20 protein-coding genes are annotated in these 18,301 nt (G+C 44.4%); all 20 read left to right on the top strand.

The annotated features are described in order from the left end of the window. The first annotated feature begins 11 nt into the window (after nucleotides 1–11). The 20 genes from D1155_RS09975 to rnc all read left to right on the top strand — a co-directional run bounded on the left by D1155_RS09975 (nucleotide 12) and on the right by rnc (nucleotide 18,281). Nucleotides 12–254 carry a GNAT family N-acetyltransferase gene (locus tag D1155_RS09975; RefSeq protein ID WP_161880236.1) on the top strand — a complete coding sequence of 81 codons (243 nt, stop codon included), beginning with the start codon at nucleotides 12–14 and terminating at the stop codon, nucleotides 252–254. 77 nt (nucleotides 255–331) lie between these two features. Next, nucleotides 332–1,090, top strand: a complete 759-nt coding sequence (locus D1155_RS09970; protein WP_160202252.1) for a class I SAM-dependent methyltransferase — start codon at nucleotides 332–334, stop codon at nucleotides 1,088–1,090. Nucleotides 1,091–1,096: 6 nt separating this feature from the next. Further along, the gene (locus D1155_RS09965) at nucleotides 1,097–1,633 is read left to right on the top strand and encodes a YgjV family protein (RefSeq protein WP_160202251.1); all 537 of its coding nucleotides are present in this window, start codon (nucleotides 1,097–1,099) and stop codon (nucleotides 1,631–1,633) included. An 87-nt stretch (nucleotides 1,634–1,720) separates the two neighbouring features. After that, nucleotides 1,721–2,230 (top strand): GNAT family N-acetyltransferase, encoded by a 510-nt coding sequence (locus tag D1155_RS09960; RefSeq protein ID WP_160202250.1) that lies wholly within the window; start codon nucleotides 1,721–1,723, stop codon nucleotides 2,228–2,230. Between the two features lie 164 nt (nucleotides 2,231–2,394). Beyond that, nucleotides 2,395–2,949: a GTP cyclohydrolase I FolE gene (folE, locus tag D1155_RS09955; protein ID WP_160202269.1), complete on the top strand. Its 555-nt coding sequence runs from the start codon at nucleotides 2,395–2,397 to the stop codon at nucleotides 2,947–2,949. Between the two features lie 8 nt (nucleotides 2,950–2,957). Continuing rightward, nucleotides 2,958–3,440 (top strand): HD domain-containing protein, encoded by a 483-nt coding sequence (locus D1155_RS09950; RefSeq protein WP_160202268.1) that lies wholly within the window; start codon nucleotides 2,958–2,960, stop codon nucleotides 3,438–3,440. Between the two features lies 1 nt (nucleotide 3,441). After that, nucleotides 3,442–4,254 carry a dihydropteroate synthase gene (folP, locus tag D1155_RS09945; RefSeq protein WP_160202249.1) on the top strand — a complete coding sequence of 271 codons (813 nt, stop codon included), beginning with the start codon at nucleotides 3,442–3,444 and terminating at the stop codon, nucleotides 4,252–4,254. After that, nucleotides 4,251–5,069 carry a 2-amino-4-hydroxy-6-hydroxymethyldihydropteridine diphosphokinase gene (gene folK / locus D1155_RS09940; RefSeq protein ID WP_160202248.1) on the top strand — a complete coding sequence of 273 codons (819 nt, stop codon included), beginning with the start codon at nucleotides 4,251–4,253 and terminating at the stop codon, nucleotides 5,067–5,069. Before folP ends, folK begins: the two co-directional genes overlap by 4 nt. Before the next feature lie 471 nt (nucleotides 5,070–5,540). After that, the gene (locus tag D1155_RS09935; protein ID WP_160202247.1) at nucleotides 5,541–6,050 is read left to right on the top strand and encodes a helix-turn-helix transcriptional regulator; all 510 of its coding nucleotides are present in this window, start codon (nucleotides 5,541–5,543) and stop codon (nucleotides 6,048–6,050) included. 584 nt (nucleotides 6,051–6,634) lie between these two features. Then, on the top strand, nucleotides 6,635–9,376 hold the full coding sequence (locus tag D1155_RS09930) for a valine--tRNA ligase (protein WP_160202246.1): 2,742 nt from the start codon (nucleotides 6,635–6,637) through the stop codon (nucleotides 9,374–9,376). Between the two features lies 1 nt (nucleotide 9,377). Continuing rightward, complete coding sequence (locus D1155_RS09925; protein ID WP_160202245.1) at nucleotides 9,378–10,676, top strand: folylpolyglutamate synthase/dihydrofolate synthase family protein; 1,299 nt, start codon at nucleotides 9,378–9,380, stop codon at nucleotides 10,674–10,676. Continuing rightward, nucleotides 10,651–11,592 carry a YegS/Rv2252/BmrU family lipid kinase gene (locus D1155_RS09920; protein WP_160202244.1) on the top strand — a complete coding sequence of 314 codons (942 nt, stop codon included), beginning with the start codon at nucleotides 10,651–10,653 and terminating at the stop codon, nucleotides 11,590–11,592. Before D1155_RS09925 ends, D1155_RS09920 begins: the two co-directional genes overlap by 26 nt. Beyond that, nucleotides 11,589–12,035, top strand: a complete 447-nt coding sequence (locus D1155_RS09915; protein WP_160202243.1) for a GNAT family N-acetyltransferase — start codon at nucleotides 11,589–11,591, stop codon at nucleotides 12,033–12,035. The genes D1155_RS09920 and D1155_RS09915 overlap by 4 nt, the downstream gene beginning before the upstream one ends. Further along, nucleotides 12,036–12,800 (top strand): threonine/serine exporter family protein, encoded by a 765-nt coding sequence (locus D1155_RS09910; protein ID WP_160202242.1) that lies wholly within the window; start codon nucleotides 12,036–12,038, stop codon nucleotides 12,798–12,800. Further along, entirely contained in the window at nucleotides 12,797–13,240 is a 444-nt protein-coding gene (locus tag D1155_RS09905; protein WP_160202241.1) for a threonine/serine exporter family protein, read from the top strand. The genes D1155_RS09910 and D1155_RS09905 overlap by 4 nt, the downstream gene beginning before the upstream one ends. A 105-nt stretch (nucleotides 13,241–13,345) precedes the next feature. Beyond that, nucleotides 13,346–13,957, top strand: a complete 612-nt coding sequence (locus D1155_RS09900; RefSeq protein ID WP_160202240.1) for a biosynthetic peptidoglycan transglycosylase — start codon at nucleotides 13,346–13,348, stop codon at nucleotides 13,955–13,957. A 61-nt stretch (nucleotides 13,958–14,018) separates the two neighbouring features. Next, entirely contained in the window at nucleotides 14,019–14,645 is a 627-nt protein-coding gene (locus tag D1155_RS09895) for a single-stranded DNA-binding protein (protein WP_160202239.1), read from the top strand. A 109-nt stretch (nucleotides 14,646–14,754) separates the two neighbouring features. Then, complete coding sequence (gene glyA, locus D1155_RS09890; RefSeq protein WP_160202238.1) at nucleotides 14,755–15,990, top strand: serine hydroxymethyltransferase; 1,236 nt, start codon at nucleotides 14,755–14,757, stop codon at nucleotides 15,988–15,990. 586 nt (nucleotides 15,991–16,576) lie between these two features. Beyond that, nucleotides 16,577–17,590: a phosphate acyltransferase PlsX gene (gene plsX, locus D1155_RS09885; protein WP_160202237.1), complete on the top strand. Its 1,014-nt coding sequence runs from the start codon at nucleotides 16,577–16,579 to the stop codon at nucleotides 17,588–17,590. Next, complete coding sequence (gene rnc, locus D1155_RS09880) at nucleotides 17,583–18,281, top strand: ribonuclease III (RefSeq protein ID WP_160202236.1); 699 nt, start codon at nucleotides 17,583–17,585, stop codon at nucleotides 18,279–18,281. Before plsX ends, rnc begins: the two co-directional genes overlap by 8 nt. Nucleotides 18,282–18,301: the final 20 nt, after the last annotated feature.

Below are 18,301 nucleotides of genomic sequence, written 5' to 3'. Positions count from 1 at the left end.
GAGAAGATGATATGATTCGATATGCAAATATGAATGACTTTGAAGTTCTGAAACAGTATGAACACGGAGTTTCTGAAGAGGAACTTAGAAACTGTATAGAATCAGGAAGAATTCTCGTTATGTTCCAGGCGAACACATTTGCCGGCTGGCTGCGGTACAATTTGTTCTGGGACAGCATTCCTTTTATGAATATGTTGTTTTTTCTGGAAGGTTACAGAGGTAAAGGCTATGGCACACAGTTAACGGATTATTGATTGTGGGGCTTTGCTGCTTTCCGGTGAGCCTCTGGAAATTATTTTGCAAAAAAATTGGTAACACAGAAAGGAAGTCTATGAAAATAGCTATTACACAGAATTTTTACGACCAGATGGCAAGTCAATACGATAAGCTGTTTCAGAATTGGGAGGAAACAACCAAAGAACAAGCGGCGCTTTTAGATAAGATTTTTAAAGGTTACGGCTTTGATACTGATGCAGAGATTCTCGACTGCGCATGCGGCATTGGTACGCAGGCTGTAGGTATCGCACAAAAAGGTTATAAAGTAACTGCTTCGGATCTCAGCGAGGGGGAGCTTGCAGAGGCGAAAAAGAGAGCTGCGGATAATCATGTAGATATTGTATTTACTCAGGCGGATTTCTGTGCTTTATCCAAAACTTTTGATCGGCAGTTTGATATCGTCATCGCAATGGACAATGCGCTTCCACATATGCTTTCCCATGAGGCGCTGGCAAGTGCGGTAAACAGCATTTCAGACCGTACAAAATCCGGCGGTATTTTTGTCGCAAGCATTAGAGACTATGACAGCATTCTTGCGGAAAAACCGACTTATTCGCCGCCATACATTCACAAAACCGAGGGTGGTCAGCGGGTTTCTTTTCAGACATGGGATTGGAATGGCGACCATTATCAGTTTACCCAATATATCATCGAAGATGAGGGAGAACCGCGAATCAGCAAGTTTGCCTGTGAATACAGAGCAGTGCGCAGACAGGAACTGACAGATTTACTCCTTGCCGGCGGATTTTGCGAAGTTATCTGGAAAATGCCGGAAGAAACTGGATTTTATCAGCCAATTGTGGTTGCGAGGTGAAAAGATATGGATATCTTCATACAGGGAATCGGATTTCTGGGCGTAATTGCCTTTATCGTTTCTTATCAAATCAAGTCCAATAGGGCGCTGTACATATTTCAGCTTTTAGGTTCGCTGCTTTTCTGCATTCAGTTTTTCATGCTGGGTGCGTACAGCGGCTGTTTGAGCATGTTGCTTAATATTCTGAGATATGCGCTTTTGACAAAGTACAATGAATGGAAATGGGTGCAGAGGAAAGAACTTGCGTGGGCATTTTGTGCTGCCTTTGCAGTGGTTCTGATTTTTACATGGGCAGGTCCTGTTACCATTTTGACATTTTTAGCGTCATCGGTTAGTACAATTTTCTATTGGACCAATAATGCGAAGATGATAAGAGGGGCTAATTTGTTCTGTGCATCACCTTGCTGGCTGATTTACGATATCTATGCCGGCTCGTGGGGCGGCGTTCTAAATGAAGCCATCACTTTAACTTCAATTATCGTATCTGTGGTGCGGTTTGGCTGGAAAGCCATGGGCGACCCGGATTCGGAGTTTCAAAAGTGATTTATAGATGAAAAAACAGTAGACGGATACCTGTAAAAATAGGTGTAATTTAAGTGGGTAAATTGGGATTTGCAGGAGAATTTGAAAATGATTGAAACAGAGAGTCTTATTCTTGATAAGGCGGAGTTTTCGGATTGGAAAGAAATGTATTACAATGTTTGGTCTCAACCGGAAAGTGCAAAATACATGTCTTGGAGTATTACTACAAACGAAGATGATGCCAAAATACGGATGATAAAAACTATTGCATTTCAAAAAGAGCATGATACATATTTGGTTTATGAAAGGGCAAGTGGTAAGGCGATTGGCTTTGCCGGCGTAGAAAAGATTGGTCCTTGCACCTATCAAGAAGCAGGGATATGTTTAGGTCCCAATTATGTACGGAAAGGGTTTGGAAAACAGATTCTTTGGGGGTTGATTCAATATTGCAAAAAGGAGTTTGATGCAAAAGAATTTATTTATTCGACAAGAGAGGAAAACAGAGCATCTAATCTTTTGGCAGAGTCATTTGGTTTCTCGATGATTTCTACAGTAACTGAAATAGACGGCAAAGACGGACATCGTTATAATCTTTTACAATATAGCTTAAAGTTATAATTCTCAATTTATCTGGTAAAATCTGTTGAAAAGGGCACTAAGCCATACATAAGATAATGATTGTGTGAATATGTGTTTTTCTTGCTTTTTCCTTGTACTTCGCGGGGAAATGTCATATAATGAAATCTATGGGCAATGAACTATTGAAAGGACATGATACAGTAATGGATAGTGAAAAGATAAAAGAAGGTGTCCGCTTGATTCTTGAGGGAATCGGCGAAGATATAAATAGGGAAGGACTGAGGGAAACGCCGGAGCGGATTGCACGTATGTACGAGGAACTTGCAGCTGGATATACCGACAGTGCACAGACGCATCTTGCCAAGCGGTTTCATGTGGAAAACAGCGACATGATTTTGGAGAAAGATATTCATTTTTATTCTTTCTGTGAACACCATATGCTTCCTTTTTATGGAAATGTAGCTGTAGCATATATTCCAAATGGTGAGGTTGTAGGACTTTCCAAGATTGCCAGAACTGTGGAGGTTTTCGCAAAGCGATTTCAGCTGCAGGAGCGGCTTGCAGCGCAGATTGCTGACGCTTTTATGGAAGAATTGCAGCCCAAAGGAGTCATGGTGCTCATCGAAGCAGAGCATATGTGTATGACCATGCGAGGCATTAAAAAATCGGGTGCAAAGACTGTGACAGTGGTTACCAGAGGTGCGTTTGAGCAGGATGAGAAGCTGCAGAATCGTTTCTTTCAGGTGATGGGCAAGTGATGGAACACATGAAGCGAGTAAATCGAATCATCAGGCACCCGCTTTGGCAGGGAGCGATGGCGCAAATTGAGTCTATGGAAGAGACTCGTGTATATTGTAAGCACGATTTGACTCATTTGCTGGATACAGCAAGGCTGGCATGTATCGAAAATCTGGAAGAAAGTCTCGGAGTCAGCAAGGAATTGATTTATGCGGCGGCGCTGCTTCACGATATTGGACGAGGTCTGGAGTATGTGCAGGGCATATCGCATGATGAGGCAAGCTGCGCACTGGCAGGTACGATTTTGAGTGAAACCGGCTTTTGCGAAGGGGAATGCGCTGCAATTATTGAGGCGATTGGTGCCCATAGACAGCCGGATACCAGATTACGACCTGATTTAGCGGGACTTTTGTATCGTGCAGATAAAGGTTCACGAAATTGTTTTTATTGTAAACAACAGGACGTCTGTAACTGGAGTGAAGATAAGAAAAACAAGGAGATCAAAGACTGAAATGAAAATTGGAAATAGAGATTTTGACTTTGTAAATAGCTGCTATATCATGGGAATCCTTAACGTCACGCCGGATTCCTTTTCTGATGGAGGAAAGTGGAACGACCTGACGCAGGCGAAAGCGCATGTGGCACAGATGATTGATGAAGGTGCCGACTTAATCGACATCGGCGGAGAGTCCACAAGACCGGGGCATATGCAGATTAGCATAGAGGAGGAAATCCGGCGGGTGGTACCGTATATTAAAATGGTAAAGGAAAATTTTGATGTGCCGGTTTCCATCGACAGTTATAAGCCCCAGGTTGTCGAAGCGGCGTTGAAAGCGGGTGCGGACATGGTCAACGATATCTGGGGACTGAAATATGATGTGCAGATGGCGGAGCTGATTGCTGCGTATGATGTTCCTTGCTGCCTCATGCATAACCGGGAAAAAGCCGAATACGAGGATTTTATGGCAGATATGTTGGAAGACATGCGAGAAACGTTGGAAATTGCACAGGTAGCAGGAATTTCAAAAGACCAGATTATGCTGGACCCAGGTGTAGGCTTTGGAAAAACATATGAGCACAACCTCATTGCGGTAAACCGACTGGAAGATCTGTGTGCCCTTGGCTATCCAGTGCTTCTTGCGACTTCCAGAAAATCTATGATTGGAAATGCGCTCAATCTACCAGTAGAGGAGCGTGTCGAAGGAACGGTAGCAACGACAGTCATGGGTGTGATGAAGGGCGCAGCCTTTGTTCGTGTCCACGATATCAAAGAAAATTTCAGGGCGATTCAAATGACCCTTGCGATTATGGGAGAAGGAAAATGAAAAAGTACGATGAAATTCATATAGAAAATCTGCAGTTTTTTGCCAATCATGGCGTTTTTTCCGAGGAGACTGCACTGGGACAAAAGTTTGTTGTGTCCGCTGTGCTTTATAGTGATTTGCAGAGTGCAGGAAGAAGCGATGACCTGACAGAATCCACTCATTATGGGGAAGTATCACAGTTTATGGTAGGATTCCTGCAGGAACATACCTATAAACTTATAGAGGCTGCGGCAGAGCAGCTGGCATGGGCTGTTCTTGAGGCATTTCCGCTGGTACGCGGCATTTCCCTGGAAATCAAAAAGCCATGGGCGCCGGTAAAGCTGCCGCTCGACTATGTATCGGTTAAAATCACCAGATTCTGGCATCGCTGCTATATTGCACTGGGTTCTAATCTGGGGGATAAGAAAGGTTATTTGGACATGGCAGTTTCTCGTCTCTCTCAGTCAGAGGGTTGCCGTGTCAAGAAGGTTGCAGATTATATCGTTACCGAACCTTACGGCGGTGTAGAGCAGGACGATTTTCTCAACAGCTGTTTGGAACTGGAAACCCTGCTTTCGCCTGCAGAACTGCTTACGCTTCTTCATGAGATAGAGGCTGCGGCTGACAGAAAGCGGGAAATCCACTGGGGACCGAGAACACTGGATTTGGATATTTTGCTCTACGATGATTTGGTAATGGACAGCGAGGCGCTTACGATTCCTCATGTGGAAATGCATAAGCGAGACTTTGTGCTGACACCTCTGGCGCAGATTGCACCCTGGGTGCGGCATCCGGTGTTTGGAAAGACCATCAAAGCGTTGAAGGAAGAATTATAAATTGTATGAAAAAAACTAAAGGGTTCTTTTAGCTATGCCAATATAAGCCGGGCATCACTTTTTCAGGAAGAAAAATGTGTGGACATATAAACGCCACACATTTAGTGATTTTTTGGAACAGACTAAGCTGACAGATTTTTAAATTTTTGTCAGTTTTGTCTGTGTTTCTATCAAAAATCCTGACAGAACTGACAATTATTTTTGATTTTGTCAGTTCTGTCAGGATTTCAGGCGTATTAAGATGGGGTTCTTCACGATTTGCTGACAAAATCCTGCATGCTGCTATCATTTTGTCAGTATTGATGGTTCATGATACTTTTCATGCGTTTGCCGTGTTAGGCAAGCGATGGAACCGTGGCAATGAGAAACGTCTGTGCTACAATAATTTCAAATGTTAATTTGCGTTGCTTGCAGCAACGGACGGTTCCTTATACAATCGCCTTATCGATTGAAAAAGGAGGAAATCTAAAAATGTTAAACGAAAATATTAAGACAATTAGAAAATCAAAAGGACTTTCTCAAGAGGAACTTGCAGTTAAGCTGAATGTGGTGAGACAAACGATCTCTAAATGGGAACAGGGATTGTCAGTACCGGATTCGGATATGCTAATCGCCATATCAGAGGTCTTTGAAACGCCAGTCAGCGCTTTGCTTGGAGAAACCATTGCTGAGACAAAGGTCGATGACCTAAAAGTAATTTCTGAAAAGCTGGAAATTATAAACCTGCAGCTGGCAAAGCGGAAGAATGCAAGAAGAACGCTGATTCACTGGCTGCTTATTACATTGTCTGCGGTTATCATAATCATTTTTGCCTTTCTAATCGTTTCCGTCAGTCCTTACTTAGGTTGGAACTATAGCGATCCGGAAACTGCGGTATTAGGCGTAGCCTTTCACTCGCTTGAGTGGCTGTTTGTTAGAATCGCACCGATTATTTTAATAGGAGCAATCGTTGGAATTTTTCTGACTCGAAAGAAAGGCTAAAAAGTCTATACAGTGCTTTGGAGGAAAACACAATGCTAAAGCAGATTCAATACTTCCAGGCGGTGGTTTGCTGCGGCAGATTTACATCTGCTAAATCCAGTAGCTTGGCGCAATAATCTTATAGAAACCGCTGAAAGTTGGCATATTTCGGAGAGGTAACGCAAGGATTTATAAAATAAGCAGTGAAGTTGGCGTCCATAGCTTATGCACCATCGTCAATAATGAACTTCAAACTAAACGCAGCCAAAACCAACAAAATAAACCCTTGCAAATCTTACTTCTTTTAGGTATACTATTTGAGGTAAACGAAAAATATATGCAGCGTTGAAGAAGAGGAGTAAGCGAGAAAACACTCTACAGAGAATAAGGTTCATAGGCTGAGAGACCTTAGAGAATGTGTCCGCCGAAGGTTGCTTTGGAGCTGTTTTGGAAATGAGAGTCATCTGGACTAGCTTCAGATGGAACAAAGGTGGTACCGCGGAATAATTTCGTCCTTTGTGAGTGCATGCTCACAGAGGACTTTTTTATTGCCTGCTGGAGCTTGGCGCACCCGAAAAACAAACTATAGAAAGAAGGAGATTCCAATGGAAAAAAACTTAGCAAAGACCTATAATCCGAAGGATTTTGAGGATCGCATTTACGAGATGTGGGAGAAAAACGGCGCTTTCCGTGCTGAGGTGAGAGAAGACAAGAAGCCGTTTACTATTGTCATGCCGCCGCCAAATATTACAGGACAGCTGCATATGGGACATGCACTGGACCAGACTTTGCAGGATGTACTGACTCGCTGGAAGAGAATGCAGGGTTACAGCGCACTGTGGCTGCCGGGTTCCGATCACGCCAGCATTGCAACGGAAGTAAAGGTTGTAGAAAAGATTAGAAACGATGAAGGAAAAGAGAAGGAAGATCTGGGCAGAGAAGAATTTTTAAAGCGTGCCTGGGCATGGAAGGAAGAATACGGCGGCAGAATCACAAGACAATGCCGTAAGCTGGGAGATTCCTGCGACTGGAGCAGAGAACGATTCACCATGGATGAAGGCTGCAACAAGGCAGTCAGACATTTCTTCGTTCATTTATATAACAAGGGACTCATTTACAGAGGAAACCGTCTGATTAACTGGTGTCCGCAGTGCGGTACATCTCTTTCCGACGCCGAAGTAGAGCACGAGGACAAGAATGGACAGTATTGGTATTTCCGCTATCCTGCTGCAGAAGAAGGCGGCAAGGAAATGGTCGTTGCAACCTCAAGACCTGAGACTATGTTCGGCGACGTTGCCATTGCCGTACACCCAAGCGATGAAAGATATAAGGATATGGTAGGAAAGAAAGTCATTCTGCCACTTGTTGGCAGAGAAATTCCTGTCATTGCAGACCCTTACCCGGATCCGGAAAAAGGAACCGGCGCAGTTAAGATTACGCCGGCCCACGACCCTAACGACTTTGAAGTAGGGCAGCGTGCAGGACTAGAAAATCTTTGCTGTATCAACGAAGATGCAACAATGAACGCCATGGCAGGAAAGTACGAAGGCATGGACAGGTACCAGTGCCGCAAAGCATGGGTAAAAGACCTGGAAGAAGCGGGCTACCTTGTGAAGACCGAGGAGAAGGTTATTCCGGTAGGCGAGTGCTACAGATGCCACACTGTCATCGAGCCAATGCTTTCCGATCAGTGGTTTGTCAAGATGGAAGAACTGGCAAAGCCTGCTATTGAAGCTGCAAAGAGCGGTGTGCTGACTCACGTGCCTGAACGTTTTGAAAAGACTTATCTCCATTGGCTGGAAGAAATCAGAGACTGGTGCATTTCCCGGCAGCTTTGGTGGGGACACAGAATCCCGGCATGGTACTGTCAGGAATGCGGAGAACTGATTGTAGCGGAGGAAGATCCAACCAAGTGTCCAAAGTGCGGTTCTGCCGATTTAGCGCAGGACGAGGACGTTCTTGATACCTGGTTCTCATCTGCGCTGTGGCCGTTTTCCACACTGGGCTGGCCGGAAAAGACCAAGGAACTGGAATACTTCTATCCGACCGACGTATTGGTAACCGGATACGACATCATTTTCTTCTGGGTCATCAGAATGGTATTTTCCGGCTGTGAAGCCATGGGAGAATCTCCGTTCCATCACGTATATATTCACGGACTGGTTCGTGACGCAGAAGGTCGCAAGATGAGTAAGTCCCTTGGAAACGGCATCGACCCGCTGGAAGTAATCGACCAGTACGGCGCAGATGCTCTGCGTTTTATGCTGACTACAGGTATTACGCCAGGTAACGATATGCGTTTTAAAACCGACAAGCTGGAATCTGCTAGAAATTTCGCCAACAAACTTTGGAACGCTTCCAGATTCGTTATCATGAACCTTAAGGACGAAGAAGGCAACTTTAAAGAACTGGCAAAATGCTGCGCTGACTGCTGCGGCATGGCTTGCGGAGACACTACAAACTTTGCAAATATCGCACTGCGCGATGAAGATAAATGGATAATCAGCAGAGTCAACGACGCTGCCGACTATGTGACAAAGGCGCTGGAAAAATATGACCTTGCGCTGGCGGGACAGAGAGTTTACGAACTGATCTGGAACGAGTACTGCGACTGGTATATCGAGCTGGTAAAGAAAAGACTCTGGGGCGACGATGAAGAAGACAAGAAGGTTGTCAGATTCGTTCTGGTTATGGTTTTGAAGAACATGCTGGAAATGCTGCACCCGTTCATGCCGTTTATCACAGAAGAAATCTGGTCCTTCCTGCCGCACTCCGACTGCGAAAGAGAGGAGAATCCGAACTGCTTCCTGATTCAGGCGAAATGGCCGGAATTTGCAGAAGAAAGGCGCTTTGCAGCAGAAGAGGAAAAACTGGAAATCGCTATGGAAGCTATCGGCGCAATCAGAAATATCCGTGCTGAAACTGACGCAAAACCGAGCAAGCAGCTGCGTGCAGTGATTTTGGCGCAGGGAGAAAAGATGGAAATTATCAAGGGCGGCGAGAGATATATCAAAGACCTTGCCAACATCAGTGATATCAAATTTGTAACTGACAAGTCGGAAGTGCCAGAAGAGGTTATGTCTGCCGTCATCGCAGGAATCGAAATCTTTATTCCGCTGGATGACCTTGTAGATTTTAATGCTGAGTTTGATCGTCTGACCAAGGAAAAGAAAAAGCTGGAAGGTGAAGTAAAGCGCGTTTCCGGCAAGCTTTCTAACCAGGGATTCCTTGCAAAGGCACCTGAAAAGGTGATCAACGAGGAAAAAGAAAAACAGGCAAAATATGAAGATATGCTGGCCAAGGTAGAGGCGAGACTCGCTATGGTCGCAAAGAAAGTGAACAAATAAGATGGATGCAATCAGCAAAATCAGTGAATTTCAGAAATTTGGCTGGGTGCTGGGGCTGGAACGAATGAATGTGCTTCTTGAAAAGCTGGGCAATCCTCACGAGGATTTAAAAGTGCTTCACGTTGCAGGAACCAACGGCAAAGGCTCTGTCTGCAGGTATCTCTATGAGATTCTGCAGGCAGCCGGCTACCGGTGCGGGCTGTTTACTTCGCCTTTTCTGGAGGTATTCAACGAACGAATCGAATTTGACGGCAGCTTTATTTCCGATGCGGATTTGCAGCGGTGCAGCGACGTCGTCCTTGCAATGACAGAAGAAATGGTTGCAGAAGGTCATGAATCACCGACAGAATTTGAAGTGATTACTGCCGTTGCTTTTCTCTATTTCAAAGAAAAGAATACGGATTTTGTAGTGCTGGAAGTAGGACTTGGCGGTAGGGGCGACTCCACCAATGTAGTAAAGCGGCCGCTTTGCAGCATTATTACCTCTATTTCACTGGACCACACAGACAGGCTGGGCGAGACCATCGAGGAGATTGCTGCAGAAAAGGCGGGAATTATCAAAGAAGGCTGTCCGGTTATTACCGGTGTAGAAAATGAGGAAGCCATGTGGGTACTGAAGCACAAGGCCATCGAAAAGCATACGCCGATTTTTGACGCACTGCAAAGTCCGTTTGAAATTCTGGAAGAAACGGTAGAAGGTACTCGCGTTCGTGCTGAAGTCCTAAAGGAAACCTACGAGTTTACGATTTCTATGGTTGGGCGTCATCAGGTGCAAAATGCGTTGACAGCACTGACTGCAATCGCTCTGTTAAATAAACGAGGAGATTTCACAGTTACCGATGAACAGATTGCAGAGGGCTTTAAGCGGGCAAAGCAAATCGGACGCTTTGAAATCATGGAAAAAGAGCCTTTTGTAATCTTAGATGGCGCTCACAATCCGGGTGGGGCAAAGGCGCTGAAAGAAACCGTCCTTCGCCACTTTAAAGATAAAAAAATCCTCATGGTGACCGGTATTTTAGCAGATAAGGAAGTGGAGGAAGTTCTAGACTCCTTTATGGATATAACTAAGGATTTTATAGCCACAGAGCCGGACAATCCGAGAAAACTGCCGGCAGAAGAACTGGCAGAAAAGATGCAGAAAAGGGGAGGTCATGTCCACTGCTTTAGCAAGGCAGAAGAGGCGGTCAGCTGTGCGCAGGGGTTATACGAAGCGTATGATGTAATATTATTCACAGGTTCATTATATTTGATTGGAAAGATTAGAGGACTTATCAATGAAAAAGGAGTCAGAGAAACTTAACAAGATTATTTTGTTTTATAATCCAAATTCCGGAAGCGGCATGTTCAAGAACAATCTGGACTATATCATCGGTCGCTGCCAGGACGCAGGTTATCTGGTGGTGCCGGTGCGGGCGGCTCACGGTACAGTGATTGCTGATTTTTTGGCGGAAATCAGCAGAGAAGGTACGCAGAATGAATACAGGCAGATTATCGCTGCCGGAGGCGATGGCACCATCAATGTATGTGTTAACGCTATGATACGAAATGATATCTATCTGCCGCTGGCGATTTTTCCTGCAGGAACGGCGAATGACTTTGCGTATTACTTCAATATCCCCGGCGATATAGAGCGCATGGTGGACATCGCTCTTGGGGATAATTATACCTATGCCGATGTGGGAAAGGTCAACGACCGTCACTTTATCAACGTGGCAGCCATGGGGCAGGTTGTGGACGTCAGCCAGAAGACCGACCCAACCTTAAAGAATACTATCGGTATTTTGGCATATTATCTAAAGGGACTGTCCGAAGTGCCTAACTTGAAGCCAATTAAGGTGACTCTGACGACGCCGGAAAAAGTTTACCGCGAAAAGATGTATTTTATGGTGGTGATGAACGGAAAATCGGCAGGCGGTTTTAAGAAAATTTCACCGGATTCAGAGATTAACGACGGACTTCTCGACGTCATTCTGTTTAGGAACATGGGACTTTTGGAAATGCCAGGGGTTTTCGTGAAAATTTTACAAGGAAACCATCCGTCCAGCAAAAGAGTGCTGCATTTTCAGACCAACAGCCTGAAAATAGAAGCGTCCAGCGATTTACCGACGGATATTGACGGTGAACACGGTGAAAAACTGCCGCTGACTTTCAGCGTTTTGCACAATCGACTAAAAATCTTTACTTTGGAAGACAATATGGGAGAGGAAACGATATGATGCGTTTGATTTTGAGACAGACAGATGCGTATGAGAAATTGGTTCAGTTTTTTGTTGAAAATGAGCTTGAATTTGACGGTGATGAGGAAGTGGATACGGATATCGTAAGATGCTTTGAAATTGTCCACGGTGCAGAGGAACACCTGGTAGGTGCAGTGGTTCTCGCAAAGAGAGAAGGCCGCTATATCATCGACGGCATTGCGGTGGATGCGCCTTATCGCAAGTTGAAAGTGGGCAATATACTGCTGCAGAAGGTGATTGATACGGTGAAGGAGCTTGGTGGGGATAGTCTTTATCTGGTAGCAAGAGCGCCAGGATTCTTCCGCGCTAACGGCTTTACTGCCATCGATCCGGAAACAGCCCCTAATTTCTTCGAGTGCAAGTACTGTCCGCAGTATCAGAAGAATTGCCACCCAGAGGTTATGAAACTGGAGATTGCATAAATGGATTTCGATTATGACAGAATTTTACAGGGCATTTTAGATATTGGAGAAGAGATGGTCTGCTGCGGTGCAGAAGTTAGTCGTGTGGAGGACAGCATTTTGCGCATGTGCGAAAGCTACGGCGCAGAGCGGATTAATGTGTTTATCATTACCTCCAACATTCAGGTAACTATGGAAGCACCAGACGGCAGAATTTTGACCCATATCAGAAGACTGATTCGCTATGATACTAATTTCGATCGCCTTGATTATCTCAATAATTTGAGCAGATATATCTGTGCGAATAAGCCGGACGTTTGCGAACTTCGACAAAAATTTGATGAGGTTTTGGCGCGTCCTAAACAGTCTGTTTGGTTGCATTTTATCGGCTGCATGCTGGGAGCTGGAGCTTTTGCTGTCTTCTTTGGTGGCAGTGTCAAAGATGGCCTAGCGTCATCGCTGATGGCGATTGTTATGGTCCTCTTTGAGTTGTTTTACGCAAAGCAGGAAAAAAATCAGATTGTATATCACTTTGTAGCATCGGTGGTTGCAGGTATTTGCGCGCATGTTTTTGTAGCGCTGGGCATTGGAGATCATGTGGAGATGCTCATGATTGGCGGAATTATGCTACTGATTCCTGGCATTGCATTGACCAACGCAGTGCGTGATATGCTGACAGGGGATATCGCTTCGGGGCTTTTACGCCTGTGCAATTCTCTTTTAATAGCAGCAGCGATTGCCTGTGGCTTTGCCCTGACTATTATACTCCTTGGAGGTGTCTTATGATTGTACAGCTGATTGTTGCTTTTCTGGGATCCATTGGATTTGCTCTTATGCTAAAAATAAAAGGCAGGCAGGTGTTGTATGCAGGTATCGGAGGGCTGGTTACATGGGGCATTTACCTTGCCTGTTTTGAATGGCTAGGCAGCAATTTTGAGGCAAATCTTATTGCATCTGTCTTTGTAGCAGTTTACGCAGAGGTTATGGCGCGGGTAAATCGCGCTCCTGCGACGATTTTTCTGACTGCTGCAGCAGTGCCGCTGATTCCCGGAGGTAGACTGTATTATACCATGTATGGTCTTGTCAGCGAAGACAAAGCCATGTTTGCTGAAAATGGAACCGCAGCAATTACAATTGCTCTTGCTATTTCGCTGGGGTTTGTAATTGTGACGGTGATGAACAAGTACTGGAATAAAGCTGCAGCAGCTTGGCGCAAGGATTCTTAGAAAAGGACCTTACAAAACTGTAAGCAATCTGTAACGAATATCTATGGAATACCCTTTTCTCATGGGATACAATGAAAGTATCAAATGGGAAAGGGGTGTTTTTTTATGAGAAAGCTATTTAAGGTTTGTTTGGTACTGGCGCTTGCATGCAGCATTGCTGCAGCGCCAACAGTGTACAGGGGCTATCAGCTGTACAAAACTGCGGTGGAAAAAGTACCCCTGGAAGAGAAAGTTTCTGAAATCAGAGAACGTGACGATTATGTACCTCTGTCAGAGATGTCCGATTATTTTGTGGAAGAGATTATAAAGTCTGAGGATAAACGCTTTTCCTGGCATTTTGGCATAGATCCTCTCGCTATTGCAAGAGCAGTAAAAAATGACATCATTGCGGGAAGCTTTGTAGAAGGTGGAAGCACAATTACGCAGCAACTTGCAAAGAATATGTATTTCGATTTTGAAAAGGTTATGGAGAGAAAGGTAGCGGAGGTCTTTGTAGCGTTTCACCTGGAGTGGGATTATTCCAAAGATGAAATCCTGGAAATGTATTTAAACTGTATTTATTTTGGAGAAAACTGCTATGGAATTAAGGAAGCGGCTGGCTATTACTTCGGCAAGACGCCGGATACGTTGACTTCGGCGCAGGCAGACAGTCTTGTTTATACGATAAAATGCCCTAATTTATACAATCCGGTAGCGCTGGCAGGGGAAACTAGCTAATTGGCATACTTTCTGCGTCTCAGAATACAATGTACTAATGTGAATTTCTGGGAGGGAAAATATGATAAATACGACGGACAGTAATAACCCTACAAACATAGCATGTATTCGGGGTGAAATCATAGATGGGCTGAAGCTGAATCATAAAACATATGGGGAAGCATTTTATACTTTTGAGGTGGGCATTGCCAGAAACAGCGGATACGAAGACCAAATTATTGTCATGGCTTCCGAACGGATTTTGAACACCATGCAGATTGAAGTCGGCATGTGGATTGAGGTACAGGGGCAGATTCGCACGTATAACGAAGATGTAGACGGTCACAACCGCTTAAATATTGTAGTCTTTGCAAGAGATATAGCTGAGGCAGAGGAATGCTTTGAACCTCTGAATCAGATTTATCTGGAAGGTTATATTTGCAAACCGCCTCTTGGGAGGACATCGCCTTTGGGGCGCAAAATCTGCGACATTATGCTGGCGGTCAACCGGCTTTACAACAAATCCGACTACATACCGTGCATTGCATGGGGTCGAAATGCGGTGTACTCATCAAGTCTTGAAGTGGGGGCAAAGATTGCCCTTCACGGAAGAATTCAAAGCAGGCAGTATAAGAAAAAATGTGAGGACGGCGATGTGATGGTCAAAACTGCCTTTGAAGTGTCTATTTTACAGATGGAAGAAGTGTAAACTGTTTTTTTCGTGAATTTCATGGATTTGAACAGAATTAGGTTGAATAGTCCATCTTTGTTGTGATACAATAATACGGTATTTTCAAAAACCGAAAGGAAGTGTACACATGTTTAACAGAGAAGGCGCAGATAACAGCACCTATAACGTAGAGAATTTTGAATTTATTAAGAAATCCTCTCCAGTTGTGGGGAATCTGATTGAAAAGGAATATAACAGACAGAAGAACAACATTGAGCTGATTGCTTCAGAAAATTATTGTTCTGAGGCGGTACTGGCTGCTTGCGGAAGCTGTCTTTCCTGGAAGTATGCAGAAGGCTATCCTTATGTGAGAACCTCCGGCAACACCAGCAGATACTATGGCGGAACCAAGTTTGTCGACGAGCTTGAGGAATACTGCTGCGATATGTGGAGAAAGGTATTTGACACCGATTACCACGTAAACGTGCAGCCACACAGCGGCTCTCAGGCAAACTTTGCAGCATATAAGGCAATTTTGCAGCCGGGGGATACCATTTTGTCCCTGAGTTTGGATAACGGTGGACATTTGACTCATGGATCCGGCGTCAACTTCAGCGGAAAGCTTTACAACATGGTATTTTACGATGTAGATGAGAATGGATTCATCGATATGGAAGACGTCAGAAAGAAGGCGCAGGAATACAAGCCGCAGCTGATTCTGACTGGTGCTTCCGCTTATTCCAGAATCATCGACTTTGCTGCTTTTGCCGAAATTGCAAAGGAAGCAGGGGCTTACTTTATGGTGGATATGGCACACATTGCAGGTCTTGTGGCAGGAGGTGCGCACCCATCTCCATTCGGTCATGCGGATATCGTAACCACCACAACCCATAAGACTTTGAGAGGACCAAGAGGCGGTCTGATCTTTGCTCGTCAGGATTTAGCAAAAAAGGTAGACAGCGCGGTGTTCCCTTATGCCCAGGGCGGTCCGTTGGAACACGTAATCGCAGGAAAAGCAGTGTGCGCGGAAGAAGCTCTTCGACCGGAATATAAGGAATATGCAGCGCAGGTTGTCGCTAACTGCAAAGCCTTTGCTGATGAATTCCTGAAACTGGGTTACAAGATTGTAACCGGCGGCACTGATAATCATGTATTTCTATTAGATTTACTGGAATTCCCGTTCAGCGGTAAGGATTTGCAGGATAAATTAGATGAAGTCGGCATTACCCTGAACAAAAATTGCGTGCCAGGCGAGAAACGTTCTCCGAAGGAAACCAGTGGTGTTAGAATTGGTACAGCGCCGATGACCACAAGAGGCTACAAGGAAGAGGATTTCAGAGAAGTAGCCAGAAAGATTGACGCAGTAATTAAAGAAATGCTGTAAAACAGCAGATATTTTAAATCAAAAGAAAGAGGACTGCTTTTGCACGGGAATTTGTGCATGAGAGCAGTTCTCTTTTGTATATGAAATTTATCAATCAGATTGTACAGTAATATAGGGGTAGGGGGTATATTTTTTAAAAAGTTGTGCAGGGAAAAGTTTTATAGTATTGATTTGCACAACTCTTGGCGGTGTCGGTTGTGCAAAATAGTTTTCTGAAGACTATCCTGCACAACTTCCAACAGACAGATCTGTATTTATCGTGGAATACAAACAGAAAGTTGTGTAAAACAGGCGGGAAATACCTATGATTGCACAACTTTTTTGCTGTTAAACGGTAAAAAATTGAAACGTTGTGCAAGACATCACTTATAGCATTAGTATGCACAACTTTTATGGTTGTCGGTTGTGCTAATAAGCGAAACATGGCTTCCTTTGCACAACGGTAACGTAGTTTTTGGTTCTATGTTAAATGTTGAGGTCGCTTCCTAACATTTATTATAGAATCCTTCCATTTCTTGCATAAAACATGGAATTGTGTTAAAATAAATTATGTATGCTCACGCGACAGCGAGCTAGGAGGAACAGAATGAGAATTTTATTGGACGGTATGGGTGGCGACCACGCGCCGGAAGTTATTGTAGAAGGTGCAGTTGCAGCAGCAAAAGAGATTAAAGATAAGATTACGATTATTGGTCATGAGGATAAAATCAGAGCATGCCTTGCAAAATACGGGACCATTTCTGAAAAGATAGAGGTCATTGACGCAAGCGAAGAAATTACCAACGACGAAGCTCCTGTCAAGGCGGTTAGAACTAAAAAGGATTCTTCTATCGTCAAAGGACTTAACATGGTGAAGAACAAAGAAGCGGATGTGTTCCTTTCGGCAGGAAGCACCGGGGCACTTCTGGCAGGAGGGCTTTTTATTCTGGGAAGAATTCAAGGAATCGACAGACCGACCCTGGCAACGGTTTATCCAGTCATCGGCATGCAGCCATCTCTTTTGGTAGATACCGGCGCTAACGCAGAGTGCAAGCCAGGCAATCTTTTAGAGTTTGCCACTATGGGCAGCATTTATATGGAAAAGGTTTTGAAGAGAGAGAACCCGACTGTAGGACTTGTCAATAACGGAACAGAAGAAGGCAAAGGTACTACTTTGACAAAGGCTGCCTATGAACTGCTTTCAAAGAGTAATCTGAACTTTATCGGCAGCATTGAGGCAAGAAGTCTGCAGGATGGCATTTGCGATATCATCGTTACAGATGGTTTTACGGGGAATGCAATCATTAAATTGACAGAAGGTATGGGTTTGATGGTACTTCGCGAGATGAAGCGCAGATTTCTGTCAACGACTAAGTCCAAACTTGGTGCGGTTCTTTTGAAAGATCAGCTTTCAGAAATTAAAAAAGAGTTTAACTACGCAGAATATGGTGGGGCGCCGCTTCTTGGCGTAAAGGGAGCCCTTCTGAAAATGCATGGCTCTTCTGATGCTCTGGCCGTAAAGCAGACCATCATGAAGGCAATCCCTTATGTGGAGGAAAATGTGGTAGATACCATACAGAATTCAGTTTTGGAGATTGAGGAGATACTAATCAGTGAATAACGGAGATTTTGAGAAGAAAATCCAATATATATTTAAAGATAAAGAACTTTTGAACAAGGCGCTGACCCACAGTTCCTTCTGCAGAGAGCATGGAACTGAGGTTAAAAATAACAACGAGCGGCTGGAGTTCTTAGGTGACGCTTTTTTTGACGCAATTATTAGTGTGGAGCTTTATAAGCTTTTGGAAAAAGTGGATGAAGGAAAACTGACTAAAACCAGAGCTCTTATTGTCTGCGAAAAGTCTTTGGCGCAGGTGGCAAGACGCCTTGACATTGGTGCATATTTGAATATGGGAAAAGGCGAAGAACACTCTGGAGGCAGACACAGAGAATCCATTCTTGCTGATGCAGTGGAAGCTGTAGTAGGTGCTATTTATTTAGATGGCGGTTTTGAAGAAGCCTTTCGCTTTGTTTCAAGAGAGTTTGCGAAGACTATTGAGGATGCCCTTGCAGGCAGAATATTTACCGATTATAAGACGCAGGTGCAGGAAGTTCTGCAAAAACGCGGAAAGAAGATTATCATTTCCTATCACCTGGACAGAGAGGAAGGTCCAGATCACGATAAAACCTTCTATGTCCATCTGTCCTGCAATGGCAAGGTGCTGGGGCGCGGGTCAGGCAAAAGCAAGAAAGAAGCGGAGCAAAATGCCGCAAGAGAAACCTTTCATCTGTTGTCAGAAAATCAGTTCTGATAAAGGCATGAAATTAGTAT

Origin of the sequence: Anaerotruncus sp. 80 (assembly GCF_009936115.1) — a bacterium.
Classification (GTDB): domain Bacteria; phylum Bacillota; class Clostridia; order Peptostreptococcales; family Anaerovoracaceae; genus Senimuribacter; species Senimuribacter intestinalis.
The sequence above is the reverse complement of the archived record's forward strand: the minus strand, read 5'-3'. Positions and strand labels throughout refer to the sequence as shown.